The organism is Corallococcus sp. bb12-1 (assembly GCF_026626765.1).
Classification (GTDB): Bacteria; Myxococcota; Myxococcia; order Myxococcales; family Myxococcaceae; genus Corallococcus; species Corallococcus terminator.
Genome location: NZ_JAPNJZ010000007.1, coordinates 639,523 through 663,337, shown reverse-complemented (window position 1 = coordinate 663,337; position 23,815 = coordinate 639,523). Strand labels below are relative to the sequence as shown.

Here is a 23,815-nt window from a genome sequence, read left to right as displayed (position 1 = left end):
GCCCGGCTATTCGATGCGCGTGTTGAGGGCCTCCGCCACGGCCCACAACAGCTTCCAGGCCCCTTCCCGATCCTCCGTCCGCGTGAGCGAAGAGAAGCCTCCGAGCGCGCGCAGCTCCGCCTCCGGCAGCGCCTCACGCAACAGCCGCGCGGGCAGGCTGTCGTTGCCCGCGGCCAGGAGCGGCAGGAAGCGATCCACGTCCTTGAAGTCGTTGGGCGACACGCGGTGCGACCCCACGGCCATCACCGCGTCGCCCGGGACGATGAGGCCCAGGTGGCAGCGCAGCATCGTGGCGTCGTTGCCCGTGTGGGCGATGATGTGAGAGCCAGGCGCGAGGCAGGAGAACCACACGCTGCGCAGGCCGGGGATCTTCTTCACGATGGACGTCGTCACCGGGCACGCGTCCGTCACGTCCCGGAACTCGGTGACGCCGCCCTTCTTCAGGAAGCTGGGATAGACGACCTCCTCCAGCACCGCGACGTGGAGCCAGCGCAGCGCGTCCCGGGATTCGTCGTCCTCCATCTCTCCCAGCGCGTACCGACCGTCCCGCTGCACGAGCCGTCCCTCGACCAGCAGCTTCGCCAGCCGCTCGCGCGAGCGGGGCGCACGCTCGTCCAGGGTGAGCTGGTGCTGGTGCTCCACGAAGAATCCGGCGTCCGCCACCACCGCGTTCATGCCGCCCACCAGCCGGTCGATCATCGAGGGCGTGCAGTCGTGCGGCGAGGTGTACGTGGACAGCTCGCGCATCGTCTCCTCGCCCAGGCGGGCCTGGAGCAGGCCCGATTCGAACGAGGTCGGATCGCCCAGCAGCACGGTGAAGAGCTGGAGCGGATCCGCGCAGTCGGACACGGTGAAGCGCGGGCGGTTGCGCACGTCCAACCGGTTGTCGTGGTACAGCAGGTCCAACGTGGTCCACCCGGCCGTGTACACGTCCGAATAGGCGTACGGCTTGAACCGGGCTTCGATCTGTCGCTCCGCCTCCGCGCGAATGGCCGGGTAGTTCGCTTCCAGCTCCTGCGTGAAGGGGAAGAGGTGCTTCGGGTAGAAGTTCATGGCCCTGGGTTCCTTTCGTGGGTGGGAGCGTGCGCGGTGGGCGTCAAGTCGCCTTCGAGCAGCGACTGGAGGGCGTTGCCCACCGCCCGCACATGGGACGGCTTCAAGAGTTGGTAGTGGTCGCCGGGGACGAGCAGCGTCCGCACGCCGCCCTGCGCGACGCGGGCCCAGCCCCAGTCAAGCGAGGTGGCCTCCCGGATGCCGCCCCCGGCCCCGGCCAGCAAGGTCAGCGTCCCCGCGTACGGCCCGGGGCGGTAGGCGTGCAGGGCTTCCAGATTGGCGCGGAACACCGCGTACAGGCGCTCCAGCGTTTCCAGCGGCGCGTCCTCGGGCAGCACGCCGCCATCCCGCGCGGCCCGCAGCAGCTCCGGCAGGCTCGCGCCCGGCGCGAGCGATTCCACGGCCCCTTCGGACAACCCCAGGTCCACCGCGAAGGCGCCCAGGAGTGCCGCGTCGTCACCGGGCCCGAGCGGCTCTTCGAATCCTTCCAGCGTCGCGTCCAGCAGGCACACCTCGGCGACAACCTGCCCCGCCGCATCGAGCTGGCGGGCCATCTCGAAGGCGATGACGCCGCCCATGGACCAGCCGAAGAGGTGGTACGGGCCGGACGGTCGCACCCGGCGCAGCTCGCGCACGTACCGCGCGGCCATGGCCTCCACCGTCGTGTCCGGCGCGGCGCCCGTGACGCCCTGGGATTGGAAGGCGTAGAGCCGCCGGCCCGTCAGCCTTTCGCCCAGCGCGCGGTAGCACAGGACGTTGCCGCCCACCGGGTGGACGAGGAACAGCGGGGGCGCATCACCTTCGCCGCCCAGGGGCACCAGGACGCCCTGCTCCCCCCCGGCCGTCTCCACGGCGCGGGCGAGCCCCTCCACCGTGCTCGTCTGGAACAGCGCGGCGAGCGGCAGCCGCACCCCGAAGGCCGCCTCCATCCGCGCCAGCAACCGCAGCACGAGCATGGAGTGGCCCCCGAGCTGGAAGAAGTCGCTCGTCGCCCCCACGCCCGTCACGCCGAGCACGCGCTCGAACAGCTCCACCAGCACCGCCTCGCGCGCGGTCCGAGGCGCGACGAAAGCCCGGCCCGCGTCGCGCGCCACGTCGGACAGGGCCGGCAGCGCGCGGCGGTCCACCTTGCCGCTGGACGTGAGGGGCAGCCGCTCCAGCACCGCGAAGCGGCCCGGCACCATGTACTCGGGGAGCACGCGCGCGAGCGCCACGCGCAGGGTGTCGGCCTGGTCCGGGCTGGCAACTCCTCGGGGCGCGACGTAGGCGGCGAGCAACGCCTCCCCACCTGGAGCCTGGCGCACCACCACCGCGGCCTCGGCCACTTCGGGCAGGCCCAGCAGCACCGCCTCGATTTCCCCCAGCTCGATGCGGAAGCCGCGCACCTTCACCTGGCTGTCCACCCGGCCCACGTATTCCAGCGAGCCGTCCTCCAGCCGCCGCGCCAGGTCCCCGGTGCGGTACAGCCGCGCGCCCGGCTCCACCGCGCAGGGGTCGGGGATGAAGCGCTCGGCCGTCAAGGCGGGCCGGTTCAGGTAGCCGCGCCCCAGTTGCACACCGCCGAGGTACAGCTCTCCCAGCGCGCCGGTGGGCAGCAGGTTGAGGTCCGCGTCCAGCACGTGCATCCGCGTGTTGAAGACGGGGAACCCGATGGGCACGGTGGGCCGCGCGTCGCCGGGCCGGCACGTCCAATGGGACACGTCCACGGACGCCTCGGTGGGGCCGTAGAGATTGTGGAGCGCGGCGCGGGGCAGCCGTTCGAACGCGCGGCGCTGGAGGACGCCCGGAAGTGCCTCGCCGCTGCAGAAGACGCGCGTCAGGGCCTCCAGCGACTCCAGCCCCGGTGCCTCCAGGAAGAACTGGAGCATGGACGGCACGAAGTGCACCGTGGTGATGCGCTCGGCGGCCAGCGTCCGCACGAGGTAGGCGGGATCCTGGTGACCACCAGGGCGAGCCACCACCAGCCGCGCCCCCACCGCGAGCGGCCAGAAGAACTCCCAGACGGACACGTCGAAGCTGAAGGGCGTCTTCTGGAGTACCCGGTCCCCGGGCCCCAGCCCATAGGCGTCCTGCATCCAGGCGATGCGGTTGTGGATGCCGCGATGGGTGACGAGCGCGCCCTTGGGCCGACCCGTCGAGCCCGAGGTGAAGATGCAGTACGCGGGATGCTCCAGCCCCGCGCCATCCGGCGGAGGCCGCGCTGCGGCGGAGGGCTCCAACCCGGCGGTCCACGCGTCGTCGTCGAGCACGCACGCGAGGCCCGCGCCTTCGGGCAGCCGCTCCGAAAGGGCCCGGCTCGTGAGCGTCACCTGGGGACGCGCGTCCTCCACCACCTGGCGCAGACGCTCCGGCGGCAGTGCCGGCTCCAGCGGCAGGTAAGCCCCGCCCGCCTTGAGGATGCCGTACAGGCCCACCACCATGTCGAGCGAGCGCTCCAGGAAGACGCCCACCAGCGCCTCCGGTCCCACGCCTTGCGCACGCAGCCGGTGCGCCAGGAGGTTCGCCCGCGCGTTGAGCTCCGCATACGTCAGCGAGCGCCCCTCCATTTCCAGGGCGATGGCCGACGGCGTGCGCGCGGCCTGCTGTTCGAACGGCACGTGCAGCGGGCACGGGTGCTCGAAGACGTGCGTCGTCGGATTCCACGCGCGCAGGAGTTCCTGTCGCTCCTCCACCCCCAGCAGGGACAGCCGGCCCACGGGCAACTCCGGACCCGCGACCATCGCCGAGAGGACCGTGCGCAGGCTGCTCGCGAGCCGGGCCACGGCCTCCTCGCCATGACGATTCGTGTCGTAGGTGAGCGCGAGTCCCAGCGACGCGCCGGGGTGGATGGCCAGGTGCAGCGGGAACCCCGTGCGCGGCGGGCCCAGCTCCTCGACCCCGCCAGCGAAGACGCCCCGCTCGCCGCCACGAAGGGGCCAGGGATCCACCACGAGCACGCTTTCGAAGAGGAGCCGCCCGGCGCCCACTTCGCTCCAACGTTGGATCTGCTCCAGCGGCACGAGTTCGTGCTCGCGCAGTTCTGCCTGCTGGCGTTGCAGTTCGCGCAGCCACGTCAGCACGGGCTGCCCGGATGTCAGGCGGACGCGGACCGGCAGCGTGTTGACGAGCAGGCCCACCAGCTCCGTGACGCGCTCGACCGGCGCGGAGCGGCCCGACACAAGCGAGCCGAACACGGCCTCCGCCGTCCCCGCGTGCCGCGCGAGCACGAGCCCCCAGGCGGCCTGGACGAGCGTGCTCAACGTCAATCCGTGGCGTGCGCAGAAGCCCTGGAGGCGTTCCGTCTCCCGGCCGTCCACCTCCACCGCGTGGCGGGCGTAATGAGGCTCACCGGACCGCGCGGGGAGGTCCCGCTCGCCATGGGGCAGTGGCGTGGGCGAGTCGAAGCCCCGGAGCGCCTCCGTCCACAGCGCCCGCGCCGGGCCAAGGTCCTGCGCCCCTTCGTGGTGCACGAAGTGGCGGAAGTCCGGCGGCGCCGCGAACACGGGCGTCCTCCCGGCGAGCACGGCGTCATGGTGCTCCGCGACTTCCGCGAGCAGCAGGCCCAGGCTCCAGCCATCCAGGATGGCGTGGTGGAAGGACAGCGCGAATCGCCAGAGGCCCGAGGGCGTCCGGGACACCGCCAGCCGGAGCAGCGGCCCCTGCGTCAACGGGAAGCCTCGCTGGAGGTCCGCCTCCAGGAAGCGCAGCCAGTCGGCGTCGGACACCGCGGCCCCGCCCACGCCTTCGACCACCGTCCACGGCGGCGAGGCGTCGGCTTCGAAGCGTTCGAGGATCCGCTGCGCTGGCGGTCCGGCGCCGTCCAGCACGAACACCGTGCGCAGCGCCGCGTGTCGCTCCAGCGCGGCCTTCCACGCCTCCTGGAACACGACCACGTCCAGGTCCGCGGGCAGCATGCCGCCCACCTGTTCGAAGTAGTCGCGCGACGCAGGCGAGAACAACGCCCGGAAGAGCATGCCCCGCTGCATGGAGGTGAGGGGCACGGCGTCCCCGGACGCAAGCGCCACGGCGGGTTCCGGCTCCAACGCCACCAACTGTTCGGCGAACCCCGCCACCGTGGGGTGCTCGAAGAGCTGCTTCGGCGAGGACGCGAAGCCCTCGCGCCGCAGCCGGGACACGAGCCGCATGGCCGCGACGGAATCTCCCCCCAGCGCGAAGAAGCTGTCGTCCGCGCTCACCGACGCGCGGGCGAGCACCTCCGCGAACACGCGCGCCACCCACTGCTCCCGCGGACCCGACGGTGCCCTCCCCGTCGAGCGCTCCACCGGCGGCTCCGGGAGCGCCTTGCGGTCCACCTTGCCGTTCAGCGTCGTCGGCAGCGCCTCCAGCACCACGAACGCGGACGGAACCATGTACGCCGGCAGCCGGGACTCCAACGCCTGGCGCAGTCCCTCCGGTGACAACCGCGCACCGGACCGGGCCACCACGTACCCCACCAGCCGCGCCGTGCCGGCCGCCGCCTCGCGCACCGCGACCGCCGCGTCCCGCACTTCGGGAACACTCCGTAGCGCGGCCTCCACCTCGCCCAGTTCGATGCGGTGTCCTCGCACCTTCACCTGCGCGTCCTCGCGCCCGCGCACCTCCAGCCTCCCGTCGGCGCGCAGGCACCCCACGTCGCCCGTCGCATACAGCCGCGCGCCCGGCGTGGTGCTGAAGGGATCCGGCACGAAGCGCTCGGCCGTGAGCGCGGCGCGCCCCACGTAGCCCCGCGCCACGCCCACGCCCCCGATGTAGAGCTCGCCGCACACGCCTGGAGGCACCGGCTCCATGCGCGCGTCCAGCACGTACACCGGCGTGTTGAGGACGGGCCGCCCCACCGTCAGCCGCGCCTCCCCGGGCCGCACGCGCTCCACCGTGGACCAGACCGTGGTCTCCGTGGGGCCGTAGAGGTTCCACAGCGCCCCGCCCGTGGCGACGAGCCGCGCGGCGAGATCGGTCGGCAGGGGCTCGCCACCGCACAGCGCCGTCATCCGCCGCGCGTTCGTCCAGCCCGCCTCCAGCAGCATCCGCCACGCCGTCGGAGTGGCCTGCATCACCGTCGCGCCCGCGCGCTCCAGTCGCTCCGCGAGCCTCGACGCGTCCTGGGCCTCGTCCCGCGTGCACAGCTCGATGCGCGCGCCCACCCGGAGCGGCAGGTACAGCTCCAGCCCCGCGATGTCGAAGGACAGCGTGGTGACGGCCGCCAGCACGTCGTCGCCGGACAGCCCCGGGGCCTCCTCCATGGAGGCGAGGAAGTTCTCCAGGGCCGCGTGGTGCACGCTCACGCCCTTGGGCCGGCCGGTGGAACCCGACGTGTAGAGGACGTACGCCTCGTCCAGTCCCAGCGGGCCCGGCCCGGCTCCATCGCCAGCGTCCTGGCCGTCCGACTCCGGCGCGTCCAGGCGCCACAGGGTGCCCGCCTCCGCGCCCAGGCGCGCTTCACAGCCCTGCTCGGTGAGCGTGAGGCGCAACCCCGCGTCCTCCGCCATCAGCGCCAGCCGCTCGCGCGGGAAGTGGGGATCCAGCGGCACATACGCCGCGCCCGCCTTCAGCACGCCCAGCAGGGCCACCGGCAGCCGGTGCGTCCGCTCCAGGCACACGCCCACCCGGTGCCCCCGCCCCACGCCTCTCGCACGCAGCCGCGCCGCGAGCGCCCAGGCCTCATCGCGCAGCTCCGCGTAGGACAGCGTCCGGTCCACCGCCACCACCGCGGTGCGACCGGGCGTGCGCGCCGCCTGCGCCTCGAAACGGGACACCACCGTCGCCTCCCCTGACAGGGCGTGCACCGTAGGCGACCGCTCTGACAGCAACCGTGCACGGGCCCCGACGGACATCAGGCGAAGGGTGTCCAGCCGGGCCCCGGGCCGAGCCAGCGCGTCTGCGAGCAGCGCCTCGTACGCGTCGAACAAGCGCGCCACGGTCTCGGACTCGAACAGGTCCGTGGAGTACTCGATGGCCACCCCCATCCCCTGCTCCCGCTGGAGCACGGTGAAGGTGAGATCGAAGGTGGACGTGCCCGACTCCAGGGGCACCTCCGCGACCGCCACGTCCGCGAAGGCCCCCTGCCCCGCCAACTGCGCGTTGAGCACGAACATCGCCTGGAACAGCGGCGTGTGCGCGGTGCTGCGCGGCGGTTGCAGGTGCTGCACCAGCCGGTCGAAGGGCAGGTCCGCGTGGCTGAACGCCTCCACGCAGGTGGTCTTCACGCGCGCCACCAGCGACTCGAAGGACGCCGCCGGATCCACCCCGGTGCGCAGGACGAGCGTGTTGATGAAGCAGCCCACCAGCGACTCGCTGCCAGCCACGTCCCGCCCCGCGATGGGCGTGCCCACGAGGATGTCGTCCTGGCGCGTGTGGCGGGCGAGCACCGCCTGGAACGCCGCGAGCAGGAGCATGAAGGGCGTGACATCCCAGGCGCGCGCCCGGGCGGGCAGCGCGTCCGCGAGCGCCGGCGACAGTTCGAAGTGGAGCGTGCGGCCCCGGTCCGAGCGCTGCGCGGGACGCGGGAAGTCCCCGGGCAGCTCCAGCACCGGCAGCGGTCCGGCCAGCTTCGTCTCCCAGTACGCCAACTGCGGCGCGAGCGTGTCCTCCGCCCACAGTCGCCGCTCCCACACGGCATGGTCCGCGGGCTGGTACGGCAGCGCGGGCAGCAGGGCCGGAGTGCCCCTGCGCTCCCCGGCATAGAGCGCGGCCGCGTCGCGCAGCAGCACCTGGATGGAGGCGCCGTCGGCGACGAGGTGATGCACGGCGAGCACCAGCCAGTGCTCCTGTGCGCCCACCGTGTAGAGCTGCGCGCGGAACGGCGCCTCGTGCTCCAGCGCGAAGGGCTCGCGGATGAAGCGCGTGGCCCGCGCCACCACCCACGACTCCCGGGCGTCCGGCTCCAGGCCGGAGGCATCCACCCGCTCCAGCGCGAAGTCCACTGGCGCGAAGGACTGGACGGGCTCTCCGTCCCTCAGCGCGAAGCGTGCCCGCAGTCCCTCGTGGCGGACCGTCAGCGCGCGCAGGGTCCGCTCCAGCGCCTCCGGCTCCAGCGCCCCCGTGAGCCGGAGCGCCGTGGCGATGGTGTAGAACGCGCTGCCCGGCTCCAACTGCTCCAGGAAGTACAGGCGCTGCTGCGCGGAGGACAGGGGCAGCGGCGCGTGACGCGGCTGGGGCTCCACCGGAGGCAGTCGGAAGAGGCCGCGCGCCGCGTCCAGCCGGGCCGCCAGCTCCTCCACCGTCGGCGCCTCGAAGAGGACGCGCAGCGGCAGGGACACGTCGAAGAGCGCCTCCATCCGGGAGCGCAGCCGCATCGCCAGCAGCGAGTGCCCGCCCAGTTCGAAGAACCCCCGTTGCACGTCCCGCACCGGAACGCCCAGCAACTCCTCCCACAGCGTGCACAGCCGCGCTTCCGTCTCCGTCCGAGGCGCCCGCGCCCCGGCTCCATCCGCGCCCTGAGCCAGTGCTGCCGTCCGCAGGGCCGCGCGGTCCACCTTGCCGTTGGGCGTCAGCGGCAGCTTCGGCAGCACCGACCAGACGGACGGCACCATGTATTCGGGCAGGTGCTCCAGCAGCGCCGCGCGCAGGGTCGCGGGTCCCAGCGTCCGTCCCTCCCGGGGCACGACGAAGCCCGCGAGCTGCTGTCCCCCGGTGGTGTCCTCGCGGGCCATCACGAGCGCGTCCGCCACGTCCGGCAGGGCCAACAGGCGGGCCTCCACCTCACCCAGCTCGATGCGGTAGCCGCGGACCTTCACCTGATGGTCCAGCCGGCCCAGATACTCCAGTCGACCGTCGCTCAGCCAACGGACCTTGTCCCCGGTCCGGTACATCCGGCCCCCGGGCTCGCGGCCGAACGGATCCGGCACGAAGCGCTCCGCGGAGAGGTCCGGCCGCAACAGGTAGCCGCGCGCCAGGCCGTCACCCGCGAGGAACAGCTCGCCCGGCACGCCCAGCGGCACCGGCCGCCAGGAAGCATCCAGCACATAGGCGCGCGTGTTCTCCAGCGGTCGGCCAATCGTGGGACCCCGCGCCTCGTCCCGGGGAATCGGCTCCCACGTCGAATAGGTGGTGTCCTCCGAAGGCCCGTAGAGGTTGTACACGCGCTCCACGTGGTCGAGCGCGTAGAGCCCGTCCACGGTGCGCCGGGGCAGCGCTTCGCCCGCGAGGTTCACGCCCCGCACCGAACGCGGCAGTCCGCCCACGCGCAGCAGCTCCGCCATGGCCGAGGGCACCGTGTTGACGAGCGTCACCTCTTCGCGCCGCGAGAAGCCGGGCAGCTCCAGCACGCTGCCCACCACCAGCACCCGGCCCCCGTGCGCCCAGGGGACGAACATCTCGAACACGGACAGGTCGAAGCAGACGGACGTGGCGGCGAGCACCCCGTCCAGCAACGCGGGAGCAAAGACGTCCAGCGCCCAGGTCAGCAGCAGCGCCGCGCTGCGGTGCTCGATGGCCACGCCCTTGGGCCGGCCCGTGGAGCCCGACGTGTAGATGAGGTACGCGAGCCCCTCCGGCCAGGCGCGGGGCAGGAGCGCGGCCTCGGACTCGTCCAGCAGCAGCTCCTCCAGGTCCTCCAACACCAGCGTCGTGGGCCGAACCTCTGGCAGGGCCCCCAGCACCGCGCGCTCGCTGATGACCAGCGCCGCCACGGAGTCCTCCAGCAGGTACGCCAGCCGCTGCGCGGGGTAGTTCGGATCCAGGGGCGCGTAGGCACCGCCGGCCTTGAGCACGGCGAGCAGCACCACCGGCAGGTCCACCGTGCGCCGCAGGCACACGCCCACCCGCACCTCCGGCCCCACGCCTCGCCCCACCAGGTGCCGCGCGAGCCGGTTGGCCCGGCGCTCCACCTCCGCGTACGTCCACGCGCGCGTGGCGTCCGCCACCGCCACCGCGTCCGGGGTGCGCAGCGCCTGCGCCTCGAAGCGGGTGTGCAGCAGCGAGCCGTCGCGCGGCAGGGTCCCGGGGGGACTCCAGGTTTCCAGGAGCAGCGCCGCTTCCGAGGGAGGCAGCAGCGGCAGGAGGTCCAGCCGCTCCGCGGGCCGCGCCAGCACGATGTCCAGGAGCCGCTCGAAGTGGACGAGCCAGCGGTCCATCGTGGCCGGCTCGAAGAGTTCGCGGCTGTACTCCAGATGGCCGGCCAGTCCTCCGGGCGTCTCCTTCAGGGAGAGCGTCAGGTCGAACTTCGCGGAGTGGCTTTCGATCTCCAGCGGGCGCAGCACCAGCCCGGGCAGTTGGAACTCGCCCGGGGGCAGGTTCTCCAGCACCAGCATCACCTGGAACAGCGGATTGCGGCCCAGGTCGCGCGGCAGGATCAGCGCCTCCACCAGTTGCTCGAAGGGCAGCTCCTGATGCGCATACGCCTCCAGCGTCACGGCCTTCACCCGCCGCGCAAGCTCGCGGAAGGACGGCGCCCCTGCGAGTGACACCCGCAGGGCCAGGGTGTTGGCGAAGAAGCCCACCACCCCCTCCAGCTCCCGGCGGGGCCGGCCGGCGATGGCCGTGCCCACGACGATGTCCGTCTCTCCCGTGAAGCGGTGGAGCAACGCGCTGAACGCCGCGAGCAGCGTCATGAAGGGCGTGACGCCCTCCTCCTGTCCGAAGCGACGGACCGCGTCGGACAGGGCACGGGGCAGCGCGAACGCGCGCGTGGCGCCGTGGTGGAGGGAGCGGGCCGGACGCGGATGATCCGCGGGCAGCTCCAGCGGACGCAGCTCGCCGCCCAGCCGTTCGCGCCAGTAGTCCAGGTGGCGGCCCGGGGCCTCGGAGTGAAGCCACGCCTCCTGCCACTCGCTGAAGTCCACGTACTGGAGCTCCGGCTCCGGCAACGCGGGGGGCCTGCCTTCGCACCGCGCGGCGTACAGCGCCGCCAGCTCGTGGGTCATCACCCCCACGGACCAGCCGTCGCAGATGATGTGGTGCAGCACCAGCAACAGGACGTGCTCGGTGCCGTCCAACGCCACGAGCACCGCGCGCAACAGCCCCGGCTCGGTGAGACTGAAGGGTGCGTCCGCCTCCCGGGTGCAGAGGGCTCGCAGCGCGGCCTCTCGCTCACCAGGGGGCAGCCCGACCAGGGACTCGCGTCGCAACGCCACGGACCGGGGCGGGTGGATGAGCTGCACCACCTGCTCGCCCTCTTCCGCGAACGCGGTGCGCAGCGATTCGTGGCGCTCCACGAGCGCGTCCAGGCTCGCGGCCAGCGCGTCCTCTCGCAACGCGCCCGTCAGCCGCAGGGCGAAGGGCATGTTGTAGGTCGCGAGGCCCGGCTCCAGCCGGTCCAGGAACCACAGGCGCCGCTGCGCGGACGACGCCGGGAAGACGAAGACCTCGTCGGCCTCCAGTTCCACCGCTGTCTGCTCCAGGGCACTCACCGCTTGACCTTCCGTCCCTGCCGCGAAGCGCGGCCGATGCGTTCCGCGTCCACACCGGGAGTGCCCGCGTCGCGCAGGGCCGCCACCACCTTCGCCAGCGCCGAAACCGTCGGGTGCTCGAACACCTGGCGCAGCGGCACCTCCACGCCCAGCGCGTCGCGCAGCCGCGCCACGAGCTGGGTGGCCAGGAGCGAGTGTCCTCCCAGCGCGAAGAAGTCCTCCGTGGCCCCCACCCGCGCCACCGCGAGCACGTCCGAGAACACACGCGCGAGCGCCAGCTCCAGCTCGCCTTCGGGCGCGACGAACTCCTCCTCCGTCGCGCGCTCCGGGGCCGGCAGCCGGGCGCGGTCCACCTTGCCGCCCGGTGCGATGGGCAGCGCGTCCAGGCACACGTACGCGCCCGGGACCATGTAGTCCGGCAACCGGCTCTTGAGGAACGCCCGCAGCGTGGTGCCCGTCGGACGCGTCTCGGCGCGCGGCGTGACGTAGACCACCAGCCGCTTGCCGGCCGGGGGCTCCTCGCGCACCGTCACCACCACGTCCTTGACGTCCGGGTGCGCGCTGAGCGCGGTTTCAATCTCCCCCAGCTCGATGCGGAAGCCGCGGATCTTCACCTGGTGGTCGCTGCGCCCCAGGTACTCCACCATGCCGTTCTCCAGTCGGCGGGCCACGTCACCCGTGCGGTACAGCCGGCCGCCGGGCACTGGGGAGAAGGGATCCGGGATGAACCGGTCCGCCGTCAGGTCCGGCCGGCGGAAGTAGCCCCGGCCCACGCCCACCCCTCCGATGAAGACCTCGCCCGACACGCCCCGCGCCACCGGCTGGAGGTGCGCGTCCAGCACGTGCGCGCGCATGTTCGGGATGGGCAGGCCCAGGGGCACCTCGTGCGTCTCCAGGACGGCCGGATCCAACGCGTTCAGGTCGCACGAGGTGCCGATGACCGTGCACTCGGTGGGGCCGTAGGAGTTGAACATCCGCACGGACGGGCCCACCACGCGCATCCACGCCTGCACGCGCGAGGGGAGGATCTTCTCCCCGCCCGACACCACCACGCGCACCGACGGAGGCAGCGTGAGCGTCCCCCGCTCCAGCTCCGCGGTCAGCTCCGCCCAGAGCGCGGCGGGCATGCTCAGATACCGGATGCCCCACGCGTGCACCTTCGCCGTGAAGCCCGCGACGGAATCCAGCGTGTCCGGCTCGCGGATGACCAGCGTCCCGCCCACGAAGAGGCAGGGGAAGATCTGCTCCACGCTCATGTCGAAGCTGATGGACGACAGCAACAGCGCGCGGTCTTCCTGGATCAGCCCGTACACGCACGCCGCCGCGTCGCTGTAGTTGACCAGCGCGGCATGGGGGATCATCACCGCCTTGGGCACGCCCGTGGAGCCCGACGTGTAGATGAGGTACGCGAGTGAGTCCGGACCGGTGACCTTCGGCGGCGCCTCCACCGGCTGGCGCCCCAGGGCGTCAGCCTCGCGCTCCCAGAGGACACACTCCACATCCTCCGGCGGGGACGTCGCGCCCAGCAGGTGCTCACGCGTGACGAGCACCCGTGCCCCCGAGTCACGCAACATGAACGCCAGCCGCTCGGGGGGATAGGCGGGATCCAACGGCAGGTATGCCGCCCCGGCCTTCAGGATGCCCATCAGCGTCACCAGCAGCTCCAGGGACGGCTCCAGGCAGAGCGCCACCACGCTCTCCGGCCCCACGCCGCGCTCACGCAGCGCCCACGCGAGCTGGTTCGCCCGCGCGTCCCACTCCCGGAAACTCAGCCCCACGCCCCGGTGCTCCAGCGCGGGCGCGTCCGGCCGCAGCCGGGCCTGCCGCTCCAGCAGTTCGTGCGCGAGTTCGCACGCCATCGGCACCGCCGTCGCATTCAGCGTGTCGAGGAAACGCCGCTCCTCCGGCGGCAGCACCGGCAGCTCTCGCAGCCGCGCCTCCGGCCGCTCCACCAATCCCCCGAGGAGCACCTGGAAGCTGCGCGCCAGCCGCTCCACCGTCCCGGACTCGAAGAGGTCGGTGTTGTACTCGAAGGTGTACTCCAGCCCCTCCGGCGCCTCGGTCATCGCCAGCGAGAGGTCGAACTTCGCGGTCGCCGTGGAGACCTCACGGGACTCCATCCGCAACCCCGGCAGATCCACCGCGCCGCCCGGTGCGTTCTGGAGCACGAAGAGCACCTGCACCAGCGGGGACTGGCTCAGGTCCCGCTCAACGCCAAGCCGCTCCACCAGCACGTCGAAGGGCAGCGCCTGGTGCGCGTAGCCCGCGAGCACGGTGCGCCCCACGCGCTCCGCGAACACCGCGAAGGGCTCCTCCGGATCCACGTCCGCGCGCAGCGCCAGCGTGTTGACGAAGCACCCCAGCACCCCCTCCACCTCCTGGCGGGTGCGGTTCGCGATGGGCGTCCCCACGATGACGGTGCGCTGTCCGGTGTAGCGGTGCAGCAGCGCCTGGAAGGCCGCCAGCAACGTCATGAACAGCGTGCGCCCTGCGCTGCGTCCCTGCGCCTCCAGGGCCCGCGCCAGTTCAAGCGGGAGCACGCCGGAGAGCAGCGCGCCCCGGGTCGTCTGGACCGCCGGACGCGGCCGGTCCGTGGGCAGGCGCAGCGGCGGCGGGCGCTCCCCCAGGTGCTCCTTCCAGAAGGCCAGGTCCGCCGCCAGCGTCCGCGCACCGGCGCCCTCGCGCTGCCAGACGGCGTAGTCCGCGTACTGGATGGGCAGCGGGGCCAGGGCCTCCGCCGCGCCCGTCACCCGGGCCGCGTAGGTGCGCGCCAGCTCCTGGAGGAGCAGTTGGATGGACCACCCGTCCGCGACGATGTGGTGCATCGCCACCAGCACGACGTGCCGCTCCTCGGACAGCCGATACAGCCGCACGCGCAACAGCGAACCCGTGGCGAGGTCGAAGGGCCGCCGCGCGGCCTGCGCCAACGCTTCCTCGTCCAGCGGCCCGGACACGTCCTCCCGCTCCAGGGTGAAGTCCATCGTCGGGTGGATGACCTGGACGCATTGGCCGTCCTGCACCGCGAACGTGGTGCGCAGCGCTTCGTGACGGGCCACGAGCTGGCGGAACGCGCCGTCCAGCGCGCCCTCGTCCAGGCGCCCCTCCAGCCGGACCGCGCCCGCGATGGTGTAGAGGGGGCTGCCCGGCTCCAGTTGATCCAGGAACCACAGGCGCTGCTGCGCGGACGACGTGGGCAGCGGCCCGGTTCGCGGCACCACGGGAATGCGCTCCTCCGCCACGCAGAGCATGCCTCCCGACGCCAGCGCCCGCGCGAAGTCCTCCAGCACCGGGTGCGCGAACAACAGCCGCAGCGGCGCCTCCACGCCCAGCTCCGCGCGCAGCCGCGACGACACCTGGGTCGCGAGCAGGGAGTGTCCCCCCAGGTCGAAGAAGTCCTCCGAGGGCCGCGTGACGGAGGTCCCCAGCACCTGGGACCAGATGCGGGCCACCCGCAGCTCGGACTCCGTGAGCGGCCGCGAGGCCTCCACCGGCGACGCGTCCTGCGAGGCCACGAGCGCCGCGAGCGCCTTGCGATCCACCTTGCCGCTCACCGTCACCGGCAGCGCGTCCAAGGGCACCAGCAGCGACGGCACCATGTACGCGGGCAGCTTCGCCTTGAGGGCCTCGCGCAGGGTCCCCAGCTCCAGCCGGGTGCCCGTGCGCGGCACCACGAACGCCGCCAGCCGCTTGCCGTCACGACCGTCATCCAGCGCCGCCACCACGCAGTCCGCCACGTCGGGCAGCCGGCTGAGGACGACCTCCACCTCCCCCGTCTCCACGCGGAAGCCGCGGATCTTCACCTGCTGATCCACGCGGCCCAGGAAGTCCACCTGTCCGTCCGGCAGCCAGCGAGCGAGGTCGCCCGTGCGGTACATGCGCTCGCCCGGTGCGAAGGGGTTGGGCACGAAGCGCTCCGCGGTCAGGTCCGGGCGCCCGAGGTAGCCGCGCGCCAGTCCCACGCCGCCCACGCACAGCTCCCCGGGCGTTCCCGGCGGCACGAGGTTGAGGTGCGCGTCCACCAGGTACACCCGGTAGTTGTCCACCGGCACCCCGATGGGGACCTGCGTGTACCGCCGCCAGTCGCGGGTGAAGAGCGCCGTGGTGTTGAGGCACGCCTCGGTGGGCCCGTAGTAGTTGACCAGGGTGGAGATGTCCGCGTGACGCTCCACCAGCTCCACCACGCTCGCGCCCAGCACGTCCCCGCCGAAGCAGAGATAGGGGACCTTCAGCTTCCGCTGCGCGCTGCCCAGCTCCAGCAGCCCCTTGAGCAGCGCGGGCACCGAGTCCACCACGTCGATGCGGTGCTCCACGACGTAGGCGTGGAGCGCCTCCGGCGACACCAGCGTGTCGTACGTGGGCAGGAAGAGCGCGTCGCCCCGCATCAACGGCAGGAAGAGCTGGTGCACGGACACGTCCACCGCGGGGGACACCAGCAGCATGTGCCGCAGGCTTCCGGCCGGGGAGAACATCCGCCGCAGCCAGTGCACCTGATTGCTCAGCGCCCGGTGCTCCATCATCACGCCCTTGGGCGCGCCCGTGGTCCCCGACGTGTAGATGACGTACAGCAGGTCTCCGGGCCCGCTCACGCCGGGCAGCGGCGCGTCGTCCCCGCCCTCCGCCTCCACCCTGCCCAGGACGCACCGCGTCCCTTCGAAGTGCACGGCCGGGTGCGCCTCGTCCTCCAGCAGCCAGCGCGCGCCCGCGTCCTTCAGCAACAGCGCCGTGCGCTCCGGCGGGTGCGCGGGGTCCAGGGGCAGCCACGCGCCGCCCGCCTTCACCACCGCGAGGATGCCCACCACCATCTCCACGCACGGCCGCGAGAGCACCGCCACCACCGCCTCGCGCCCGACGCCCATCCCCCGCAGCAGCCGCGCCAGCACGTTGCTGCGCGCATCCAGCTCCCGGTACGTCAGCCCCTGGCCTTCGTGCCACACGGCCAGCGCCTCCGGGTGGAGTGCCGCCTGGTCCGCGAAGAGCTCCCCCACCGTCCGGTGCGACGCGTGCTCGTGATGCGCGACGTTGAAGCCCGCGCGCAACCGCGCGTCCTCGTCGGGAGGAAACAGGGACAGCTCGCGCAGGGCCGCCTGGGGACGCTCCACCAGCGCCTCCAGCAGGCACACGTAGCGCCGAGCGAGCCGCTCGATGCGGGCGGCGGAGAAGAGGGCGCGGCGGAAGCTCCACTCCAGCAGCAGGGGTCCGCCCCCGGTCACCCGCGCCGTGAGCGTCAGCTCCACCTTGGACGTGGGCAGGGGCGCCTCCAGCCGCTCCAGGCCCAGGCCCGACCCGGTGTCCAGCACCGCCGGGCCCTCCTCCTCCAGGCTGAACAGCACGTCGAACAGCGCCCCCCGCGCGGTGCCGGCGCCCTCCTGGGCCTGCGCCGCGACGTGGGAGAACGGCAGCTCCTGGTTCGCGAGCGCCTCCTGCGAGGTGCGGGAGACTCGCGACAGGAACGCGAGGGCGGACTCCTCCTCGCGGACGGCGTTGCGCAGCACCACCGTGTCCATGAACAGGCCCACCGCGTCCCGCAGCTCCGGGTGTCCGCGGCCGAGCACCGGCACGCCCACCGCCACGTCGCGGGTGGCGCCATGGCGTGAGAGCAGCACCGCGAAGGCCGCCAGCAGTCCGTTGAACAGCGTGGTCCCCTGGCGCTGGCACAACGCCCCCAGCCGCGCCGTGAGCTCCGGGGACAACGCCACGGTCCGGGCATCGGCCTCCAGCGAGGCGGCCTGGGTGCGCGGCCCGTCGGAGGGGAGGTCCAGCGGCGGGGGCGGCGGCGTGAGCACCCGCCGCCAGTGCGCGGCCTGGGCGCTCGATTCCGGAGACGCCAGACGCTCCCGCTGCCACGCGGCGGCGACCCGGGGCCCGGGGCCCGGGGGCGGCAGGGACGCTCCGGCGTAAAGCGCCACCAGCTCCCGGAGCACGACCTCCACCGACGCCGCGTCGGAGATGAGGTGGTGCAGGTCCACGAGCAGCAGCGCGGGTGCGGCCTCGCGCTCCACCAGCGCCGCCCGGAACAGCGGCGCCGTCGCGAGGTCGAACGGTCGCGCGAAGGCGCGCGCCAGCGAAGGCACGTCCTCGCCGGACACCTGGCGCTCCAACCGGAAGGGCACCGACGCGGCCACGCGCTGCCGCACCTCCCCATCCACCCACACGAAGGACGTGCGGAACGCCTCATGCCGCCGCACCAGCGCACCCAGCGCCTCCTCCAACCGGCCCGCGTCCACAGCGCCCGTCAGCGCCAGCGCGCCCGTCATGTGGTAGCGCGGGTCGTCCGCGCCGGCCTGGGCCTGGAGCACGTAGAGCTGTGCCTGCGCCGCCAGGACGGGGTAATGCCCGGCATCCGCGACCTGGGGCAGCGGAGCCCACGCCGGCGCCGCGGCGTCCACGCGCTCCGCGAGCGCACGCACCGTGGGCGCCTGGAACACGTCCACCAACGACACCCGACGCCCCGTCGCTTCCGTCACCCGGTGCGCCAGCCGCACCGCGAGCAGCGAGTGCCCTCCCCGCTCAAGGAAGGAGTCCGTCACGCCCAGGCCCTCCGCGCCCAGCACCTGCTGGAAGAGCGGCAACAGCTGGACCTCGGTCGGCGTGGCGGGCGCGACGCTCGGAGCGTCCTCCAGTCCCTGTCCGGGCTTCAGCACCAGCGCGTTGCGGTCCACCTTGCCGCTGGGCAGCGTGGGGAGCGCGGTCAGCGGGACGAAGTGCGCCGGCACCAGGGCGGCCGGAAGCAGCCGCGACAGGACCTCGCGCGGCGGACGCGAAGGCTCGCGCGGCACGTAGAACGCCGCGAGCACCGGCCCCGCGACCGCATCCATGCGCACCACCACCGCCGCGGCCGACGCCAGGCCCGACGTCACCAGACACGCTTCGATTTCACCGGGCTCGATGCGGTGACCGCGCAGCTTCACCTGGAGATCGCCGCGCCCGTGGTGCTCCAGCTCGCCGGAAGGCAGCCACCGGGCGCGGTCGCCGGTGCGGTACATCCGCCCGCCCCGCGCCAGCGCGGACGACACGAAGCGCTCCGCCGTCAGCTCCGGCCGCCCCAGGTAGCCCCGGGCCAGCCCCTCGCCCGCGATGCACAGCTCGCCCACGACGCCCGGAGGCAGCAGCTCCCCCGCCGCGTCCAGCACCAGCACCTGGGTGTTGAGGACCGGCCGCCCCACGTCCACGGCGACCTTGTCCGTCACCTCGCTCACCGTCGACCAGACCGTGGTCTCCGTGGGCCCGTACAGGTTGAAGATGCGCGCGGAGGTGAGCGTCCGCGCGCGCGCCAGCAGGTGCGCCGGCAGCGGTTCGCCGCCCACGAGCAACAGCCGCACCCCCGCCAGGGCGGCCCGCCCCACGGGGTCCTCCAGCAACAACTGGAGGCGCGACGGCGTGAGCTGCACCACGTGGCAGCCCGTCTCCTGGATGCGAGCCCCCAGCCGCTCCGGTGCGCGCTGGGACGCCTCGTCGGCCAGCACCACCTCGTGCCCCAGCCACAGCGGCAGCAGGGTCTCCAGCGCGAAGATGTCGAACGTCGCCGTCGTGGTGCACAGGAAGCGCAGCCGCTCGCCCTCCAGCGGCAGCGCGTCCACCATCGCCGCGAGGAAGTTGCTCACCGCCCGGAGGGGCACCTGCACGCCCTTGGGGCGGCCCGTCGAACCCGACGTGTAGAGCACGTAGGCCACGTCCTCGGGTCGGGCCTCCGGAAGCACCACCGTGCCCACGACGAACGCCTCCGAGCCCGACGCCGTGCCCTCCACGGACACCGCCTCCACCGCCAGCCCGTCCAGCGTCCGCGCGCCCCCCGCGTCCACCACGACGTGGCGCACGCCCGCGTCCTCCAGCAACATCGTCAGCCGCTCCCGGGGCTGCTGCCCATCCAGCGGCAGGTAGGCGGCGCCCGCGAGCAGGATGCCCTTGAGGCCCACGAGCAATTCCACCGTCCGGTCCGTCAGGAGCCCCACCACCGCACCCGGCCCCACGCCCCGGATGCTCAGCGCCGCCGCCACCCGCGCCGAGCGCGCTTCCAGCTCCGCGTAGGTGACACCCACGTCCCCATCCCGCACGGCCACGGCTCCAGGCACGCGCGCGGCCTGCTCCGCCAGCAGCGCGGCCACGGAACGCTCGCGCGGAAACGGCCGGGGCTCCGGGTTCCACGCGGCGAGCTGCTCCGCCTGCGCCGGGCCCACCAGGGACAGCCGGCCCACGGGGCGCGCGCCGTCCTCGCCCAGCACCTCGCCCAGCAGTCGCCGGAAGGACTCCGCCAGCGCGGCCGGTCCCTCTGGGGGGAAGGCGCTCCGCCGGAAGTCCAGGTCCACCGTGAGCTGGCCCTGCCCCAGCCGGTCGCTGACGTGCACCGCGAGCGAATGCGCCTCATGCCCATTGAAGAGCCAGGTGACGTCCACCGGGTGGCCGCCCAACTGCGCGTCGAAGCGTCCGTTCTGGAAGGAGACGAGCACGTCGAAGAGGGGCGGCCCCTCCAGCCCCCCGGCGCGCAGCTGCTGCGCGAGCAGGTCGAACGGATAGCGCTGGCCCCGCAGCGAGCGCTGTTGCGCCACGCCCACGGAGCGCAGGAGCGACGCGAAGGAAGCAGCGCCGTCCACGTCGAAGCGCACCGGCACGGTGCCCACCATCATCCCGAAGGTGAGCAGGTCCTCCCGCGCGGCGCGGCCGTGGACGAACGTCCCCAGGCACGTGTCGCGCTGCCCCGTCAGCCGGGACACGAAGAGGCCCGTGAGCGCGGCGAACAGCCGGGGCACCGTGCTCTCCGCGTGCTGCGCCACCCGGCCCACCGCCCGCGTCTGCTCCGCGTCCAGCGAGAAGGTGTGGCGAACGGCGCGCGTGTCGTCGAAGGGCGTGCCCACCGCGCGCAGCAGCCCCCCCGCCTCCCGGCCCCCCAGCAGCTCCTGCCACTGGCGGCGGTGCTGTTCGCTTTCAGCCGACGCAAGGTAGTCCCGCTCCCGCGCCACGTACCGCAGGTAGGACGGCTCCGACTCCGACTCCGCGTCCCCACCCGCCACGAGCGCCGCGTAGTGGCGGCCCACGGCCCGGACCAGCAGCCCCAGGGAGAACCCATCCCCCACCAGATGGTGCACGCAGGCGAAGTAGCCCCCGCGCCCGTCCCCCAGCTTCACCACCGCCAGCCGGTACAGCGGCCCTCCCGGCAGCGCGAACGGCGTCCGCACGCGCTCCATGCACCAGGCCTCGGCGGCGGCGCTCGGGTCCGCGTCCTGGGAGAAGTCCACCTGCTCCACGCGGGGCGACGGCGCGTTGCCCAGACGCTGCCGGGCCTGCCCTGCCTCGACGCGCAGCTCCAGCCGCAGGGCCTCCGTGCTCCGGGCGAAGCGCTCCAGCGCCTGCGCCAGCAAGTCCAACCGCACCGGCCCGCGCACCAGCAGAAGCCCGCCCAGGTTCGCGAAGGCCGTGCCCGGGTGGAGCTGCTCCATCAGCCAGATGCGCTGCTGCGCGTGGCTGAGCGGCTGGAAGCCCTCGGCGTCCGCCCCCAAAGAGGGCTCCACCTGAGCGCGCGGAATGGGAATGACCTGGGCCATGACGTGTCCGCCGTGAAGAGCGAGAAGGGTTTACGAAGCGACCGGGGCGCGACGCGCCGGGTCTTCCGGGGACGCGTCAGGGTCGGGCACGAGGAAGCGGATCACCGCCCCCACGCGGACCGACGGCACCTGCCGACGCGCCAGATCCCGGGGCGAATTGAGGAGGTCGTGCCACGGGCAGCGGATGCCCTGGGCCGCCTCGTCCCAGGTGCCCTTGCTGAGCGGTCCGCCCTTGTGCTTGCAGCGGTCCAGGATGACGCTCCAGCGCGTTTCCAGACGAAGGCAGAGGTAGCGCTCGTCCGCCACGCGCACCTGGCTCCAGTGCCGCGCCTCCAGTTCCAACATCATCGCGAGCCCGCCTCCCGGCTCGGCCCCACCCACAGCGAGGCGCCCTCCCCCACCACGCGCGCCCCCACCATGCGCCCGGCGGGCACGACGACGGCCTCACCCGCGCGGAGCACCCGGGGCTTCAGGTAGCCGGCATCCACCTCCACCGTGCCCGCCGTCACCGCGAGCAGCGACTCCTCGTCGCGCACGTCCGGCTCCAGGAAGAAACCCGCCGCCCGGGCCGTGGCCAGGGATGCATCCACCGCCGTGGCACGCACCGCCCGGCCCGTGTGCAGCGCCTCGCAGAAGTCGAGCTGCTCGAAGTAGTCCCGCTCCGCCAGATCTCCCAGGAGCCGGCTGGCCTCGATGCCGCGCACCATCTCCGGGATGATGGCCTCGCCATAGCGCTGCACCAGCGGCCGGATGAGCTTGTCGAGCGCCATCCTCCGGTGATGCAGGTCGATGCCCACGTGCTCGTCGAAGTAGAGCGTGTCCACGCCCTCCCGGCCGAACACCTTCTTGAGGCTCTTGCTGAACTGGCGGTTGAAGTGCGGCACCACCGCTTCAATCCACCAGAGCGCGCCCACGTACTCGAACCAGCGCGGCTTGTGGCTGGTGACCCAGTGGAAGTAGCTGGTCATCAGCAGCGAGCTGGGCAGGTACCAGTGGTAGTACGCGTGAACCCCGCTGCTCAGGCCCAGCGACTCCAGCAGCCGCTCGAACAGCGTCGAGTGCTTGTGCGGGTGCACCCCGTACCCGAACTCGTCGATGAAGATCTTCATCAACTCCGAATGCGCCGGACCGAAGTTGCCCGGCAGCGCCCGCGCCATCTGCGACGCCTCCGACAGGAAGTCCGGGGCCACCTGGAGGATGAAGAGCTTCGCCGCCAGGTCCGGCGCGGCGGAGGCCTCCACCCGGCGGCACACCTCGCTGGGCGCGGCCTCGTAGCGCGTCAGCAGCTCCTGGCAGTACTCCTCCAGGTGCGAAAGCGTCCATGGACCGTCCACGCTGATGTCTTCGGAGAGGAACTCGAAGCAGGTGCGCTCCAGCGCCGGACGGAGCATCGCGTTCGCCGCCATGAAGCTCGGATCGTAGAAGTCGTGGAACGCCCGGTGCTCCGCCTCTGTGAAGGCCGCCACCGGCAGGTAGAGGTTGTTCTGCTCGTACGCGTTGAAGAGCAGCCGGTTGAGCGACAGCGAGCGGTGCGTGAAGAGGGAGCCTGGGCGCACCGGCTCCTCCAGCGAGCCCAGCGACAGCCCCGCGAGCGCCGTCGGGCGCAGGTAGGGACTGTCCAGCACCCACTGCTGGCTGGGCCCATACGGGCGGGCCGCCTGGAGCCCCTCCCACAGGGGGGCCAGGGCTCCGGTGGAGATCAACCGCTGCGTGTCCAACAAGGTGGAGGGCATCACGAAGGCTCGACGTCGAGCGGCGCGCGCTCGGTCTGGAAGTGGAGCCAGCTCTTCACCAGCGAGCGCGGCCCGCGGAAGTAGCGCTCACAGTGGTGCGCCTCCGCGTACTGCGACACGGGCAGGAGGAGCTGGTGCATGCGCGGCAGGTTCGCTAGCGGGATGCGGGGAAAGAGGTGATGCGTGACGTGGTAGTTGTCGTGGTGCGGATGCAGGAAGAACGACACCCAGTTGCTGGGGTGGTTGCGCGTGTAGCCGAGCACCGTCCCGGCCTCGAGCCCGATGTGGTCGGAGATCTCCGCGAAGATTTTGATCAGGTGATACGCGGTCATCTTGGACAGCAACCACAGTCCCGCGAAGGACAGGGCCGCGCCCCAGCCGAACAGCAACCCGAACGCGCCCAGCACCCCCGTCCACCACGCCAGCACCCGCCACCGGTGCGCCACCGGCGCCCGGAACAGCGTCGCCAGGACGGAGTCCCGCCAAAGCCTCGCATCCTTCACGAAGAAGACGTAAAGGCTCCAGGCGCTGTGCACACGCCCCGCCGGGGCCTCGGGCACCGACAGATAGTCAGGGTCCTTCTCCGCGTGCCCCAGATACGCGTGATGTCGCAGGTGCGCGTTCCGGTATGTCTCGAAATCCTCGAACAGCGGAAGGCCACACACCAGCGCCGCGACACGCTGATTCAGCACCCTTCCCTTCAACATGTTTCCGTGAGCCGCATCATGCAGCCGGTTCCCCAACGCACGCTGGCGCGAGCCCACCAGCACCAGGGCCACCGGCAGCAGGAACCATGAAACATGTAGACACAGGGCCCAGGCGCCAAGGATGAGCGCCCAGGTTTCAAGGACCTCCAGGATTGCGCGGGCAGGCCGAGGCACACCCAACCCGGTGAGCTGCTCCTCATGTCCCTGGGCCACGAGGTACTCCCGCAGCTCACGGACCTCCTTGCCCCTGGGCATGACAAGCCCCGGGCTCGGCGCGATGCCTTCTGTCTGGCGCGGTTCGGTCGTCATGATGGAAAAAACAATTCCTGTTGAAACGACAAGGCGAGGCCGGCCCCCATGGCCCTCGCCCCCAGTCCAACAGCGGCTCGGAAAACAAAACCCACGGTTTGGAAAAGGCGCGGGCACTATCTGGTCATTGAGCCACCGTAACAATGACCTCT

General features: G+C 72.6%; 6 protein-coding genes. All 6 read right to left on the bottom strand.

What is annotated here, in order from left to right; all coding sequences use genetic code 11:
* Positions 1-6: 6 nt before the first annotated feature.
* From OV208_RS13210 to OV208_RS13185, 6 genes are read right to left on the bottom strand one after another with little or no spacing between them, the layout of a single operon-like run.
* Positions 7-1,053 carry an aspartyl/asparaginyl beta-hydroxylase domain-containing protein gene (locus OV208_RS13210; protein ID WP_267574184.1) on the bottom strand — a complete coding sequence of 349 codons (1,047 nt, stop codon included), beginning with the start codon at positions 1,051-1,053 and terminating at the stop codon, positions 7-9.
* Positions 1,050-11,378, bottom strand: a complete 10,329-nt coding sequence (locus OV208_RS13205; RefSeq protein ID WP_267574183.1) for a non-ribosomal peptide synthetase — start codon at positions 11,376-11,378, stop codon at positions 1,050-1,052. The genes OV208_RS13210 and OV208_RS13205 overlap by 4 nt, the downstream gene beginning before the upstream one ends.
* Complete coding sequence (locus OV208_RS13200) at positions 11,375-20,914, bottom strand: non-ribosomal peptide synthetase (protein WP_267574182.1); 9,540 nt, start codon at positions 20,912-20,914, stop codon at positions 11,375-11,377. The genes OV208_RS13205 and OV208_RS13200 overlap by 4 nt, the downstream gene beginning before the upstream one ends.
* 30 nt (positions 20,915-20,944) lie before the next feature.
* Positions 20,945-21,262 (bottom strand): Rieske (2Fe-2S) protein, encoded by a 318-nt coding sequence (locus tag OV208_RS13195; protein ID WP_267574181.1) that lies wholly within the window; start codon positions 21,260-21,262, stop codon positions 20,945-20,947.
* Positions 21,259-22,647, bottom strand: coding sequence for an iron-containing redox enzyme family protein (locus tag OV208_RS13190; protein ID WP_267574180.1), 1,389 nt, complete (start codon positions 22,645-22,647; stop codon positions 21,259-21,261). The genes OV208_RS13195 and OV208_RS13190 overlap by 4 nt, the downstream gene beginning before the upstream one ends.
* Positions 22,647-23,663, bottom strand: a complete 1,017-nt coding sequence (locus OV208_RS13185) for a fatty acid desaturase family protein (RefSeq protein ID WP_267574179.1) — start codon at positions 23,661-23,663, stop codon at positions 22,647-22,649. Before OV208_RS13185 ends, OV208_RS13190 begins: the two co-directional genes overlap by 1 nt.
* Positions 23,664-23,815: the final 152 nt, after the last annotated feature.

Excerpts from the sequence above, each read along its gene's own strand:
- OV208_RS13210 (WP_267574184.1), bottom strand. The coding sequence starts at position 1,053 with ATGAACTTCTACCCGAAGCACCTCTTCCCCTTCACGCAGGAGCTGGAA.
- OV208_RS13200 (WP_267574182.1), bottom strand. The coding sequence starts at position 20,914 with ATGGCCCAGGTCATTCCCATTCCGCGCGCTCAGGTGGAGCCCTCTTTG.
- OV208_RS13195 (WP_267574181.1), bottom strand. The coding sequence starts at position 21,262 with ATGATGTTGGAACTGGAGGCGCGGCACTGGAGCCAGGTGCGCGTGGCG.
- OV208_RS13190 (WP_267574180.1), bottom strand. The coding sequence starts at position 22,647 with ATGCCCTCCACCTTGTTGGACACGCAGCGGTTGATCTCCACCGGAGCC.
- OV208_RS13185 (WP_267574179.1), bottom strand. The coding sequence starts at position 23,663 with ATGACGACCGAACCGCGCCAGACAGAAGGCATCGCGCCGAGCCCGGGG.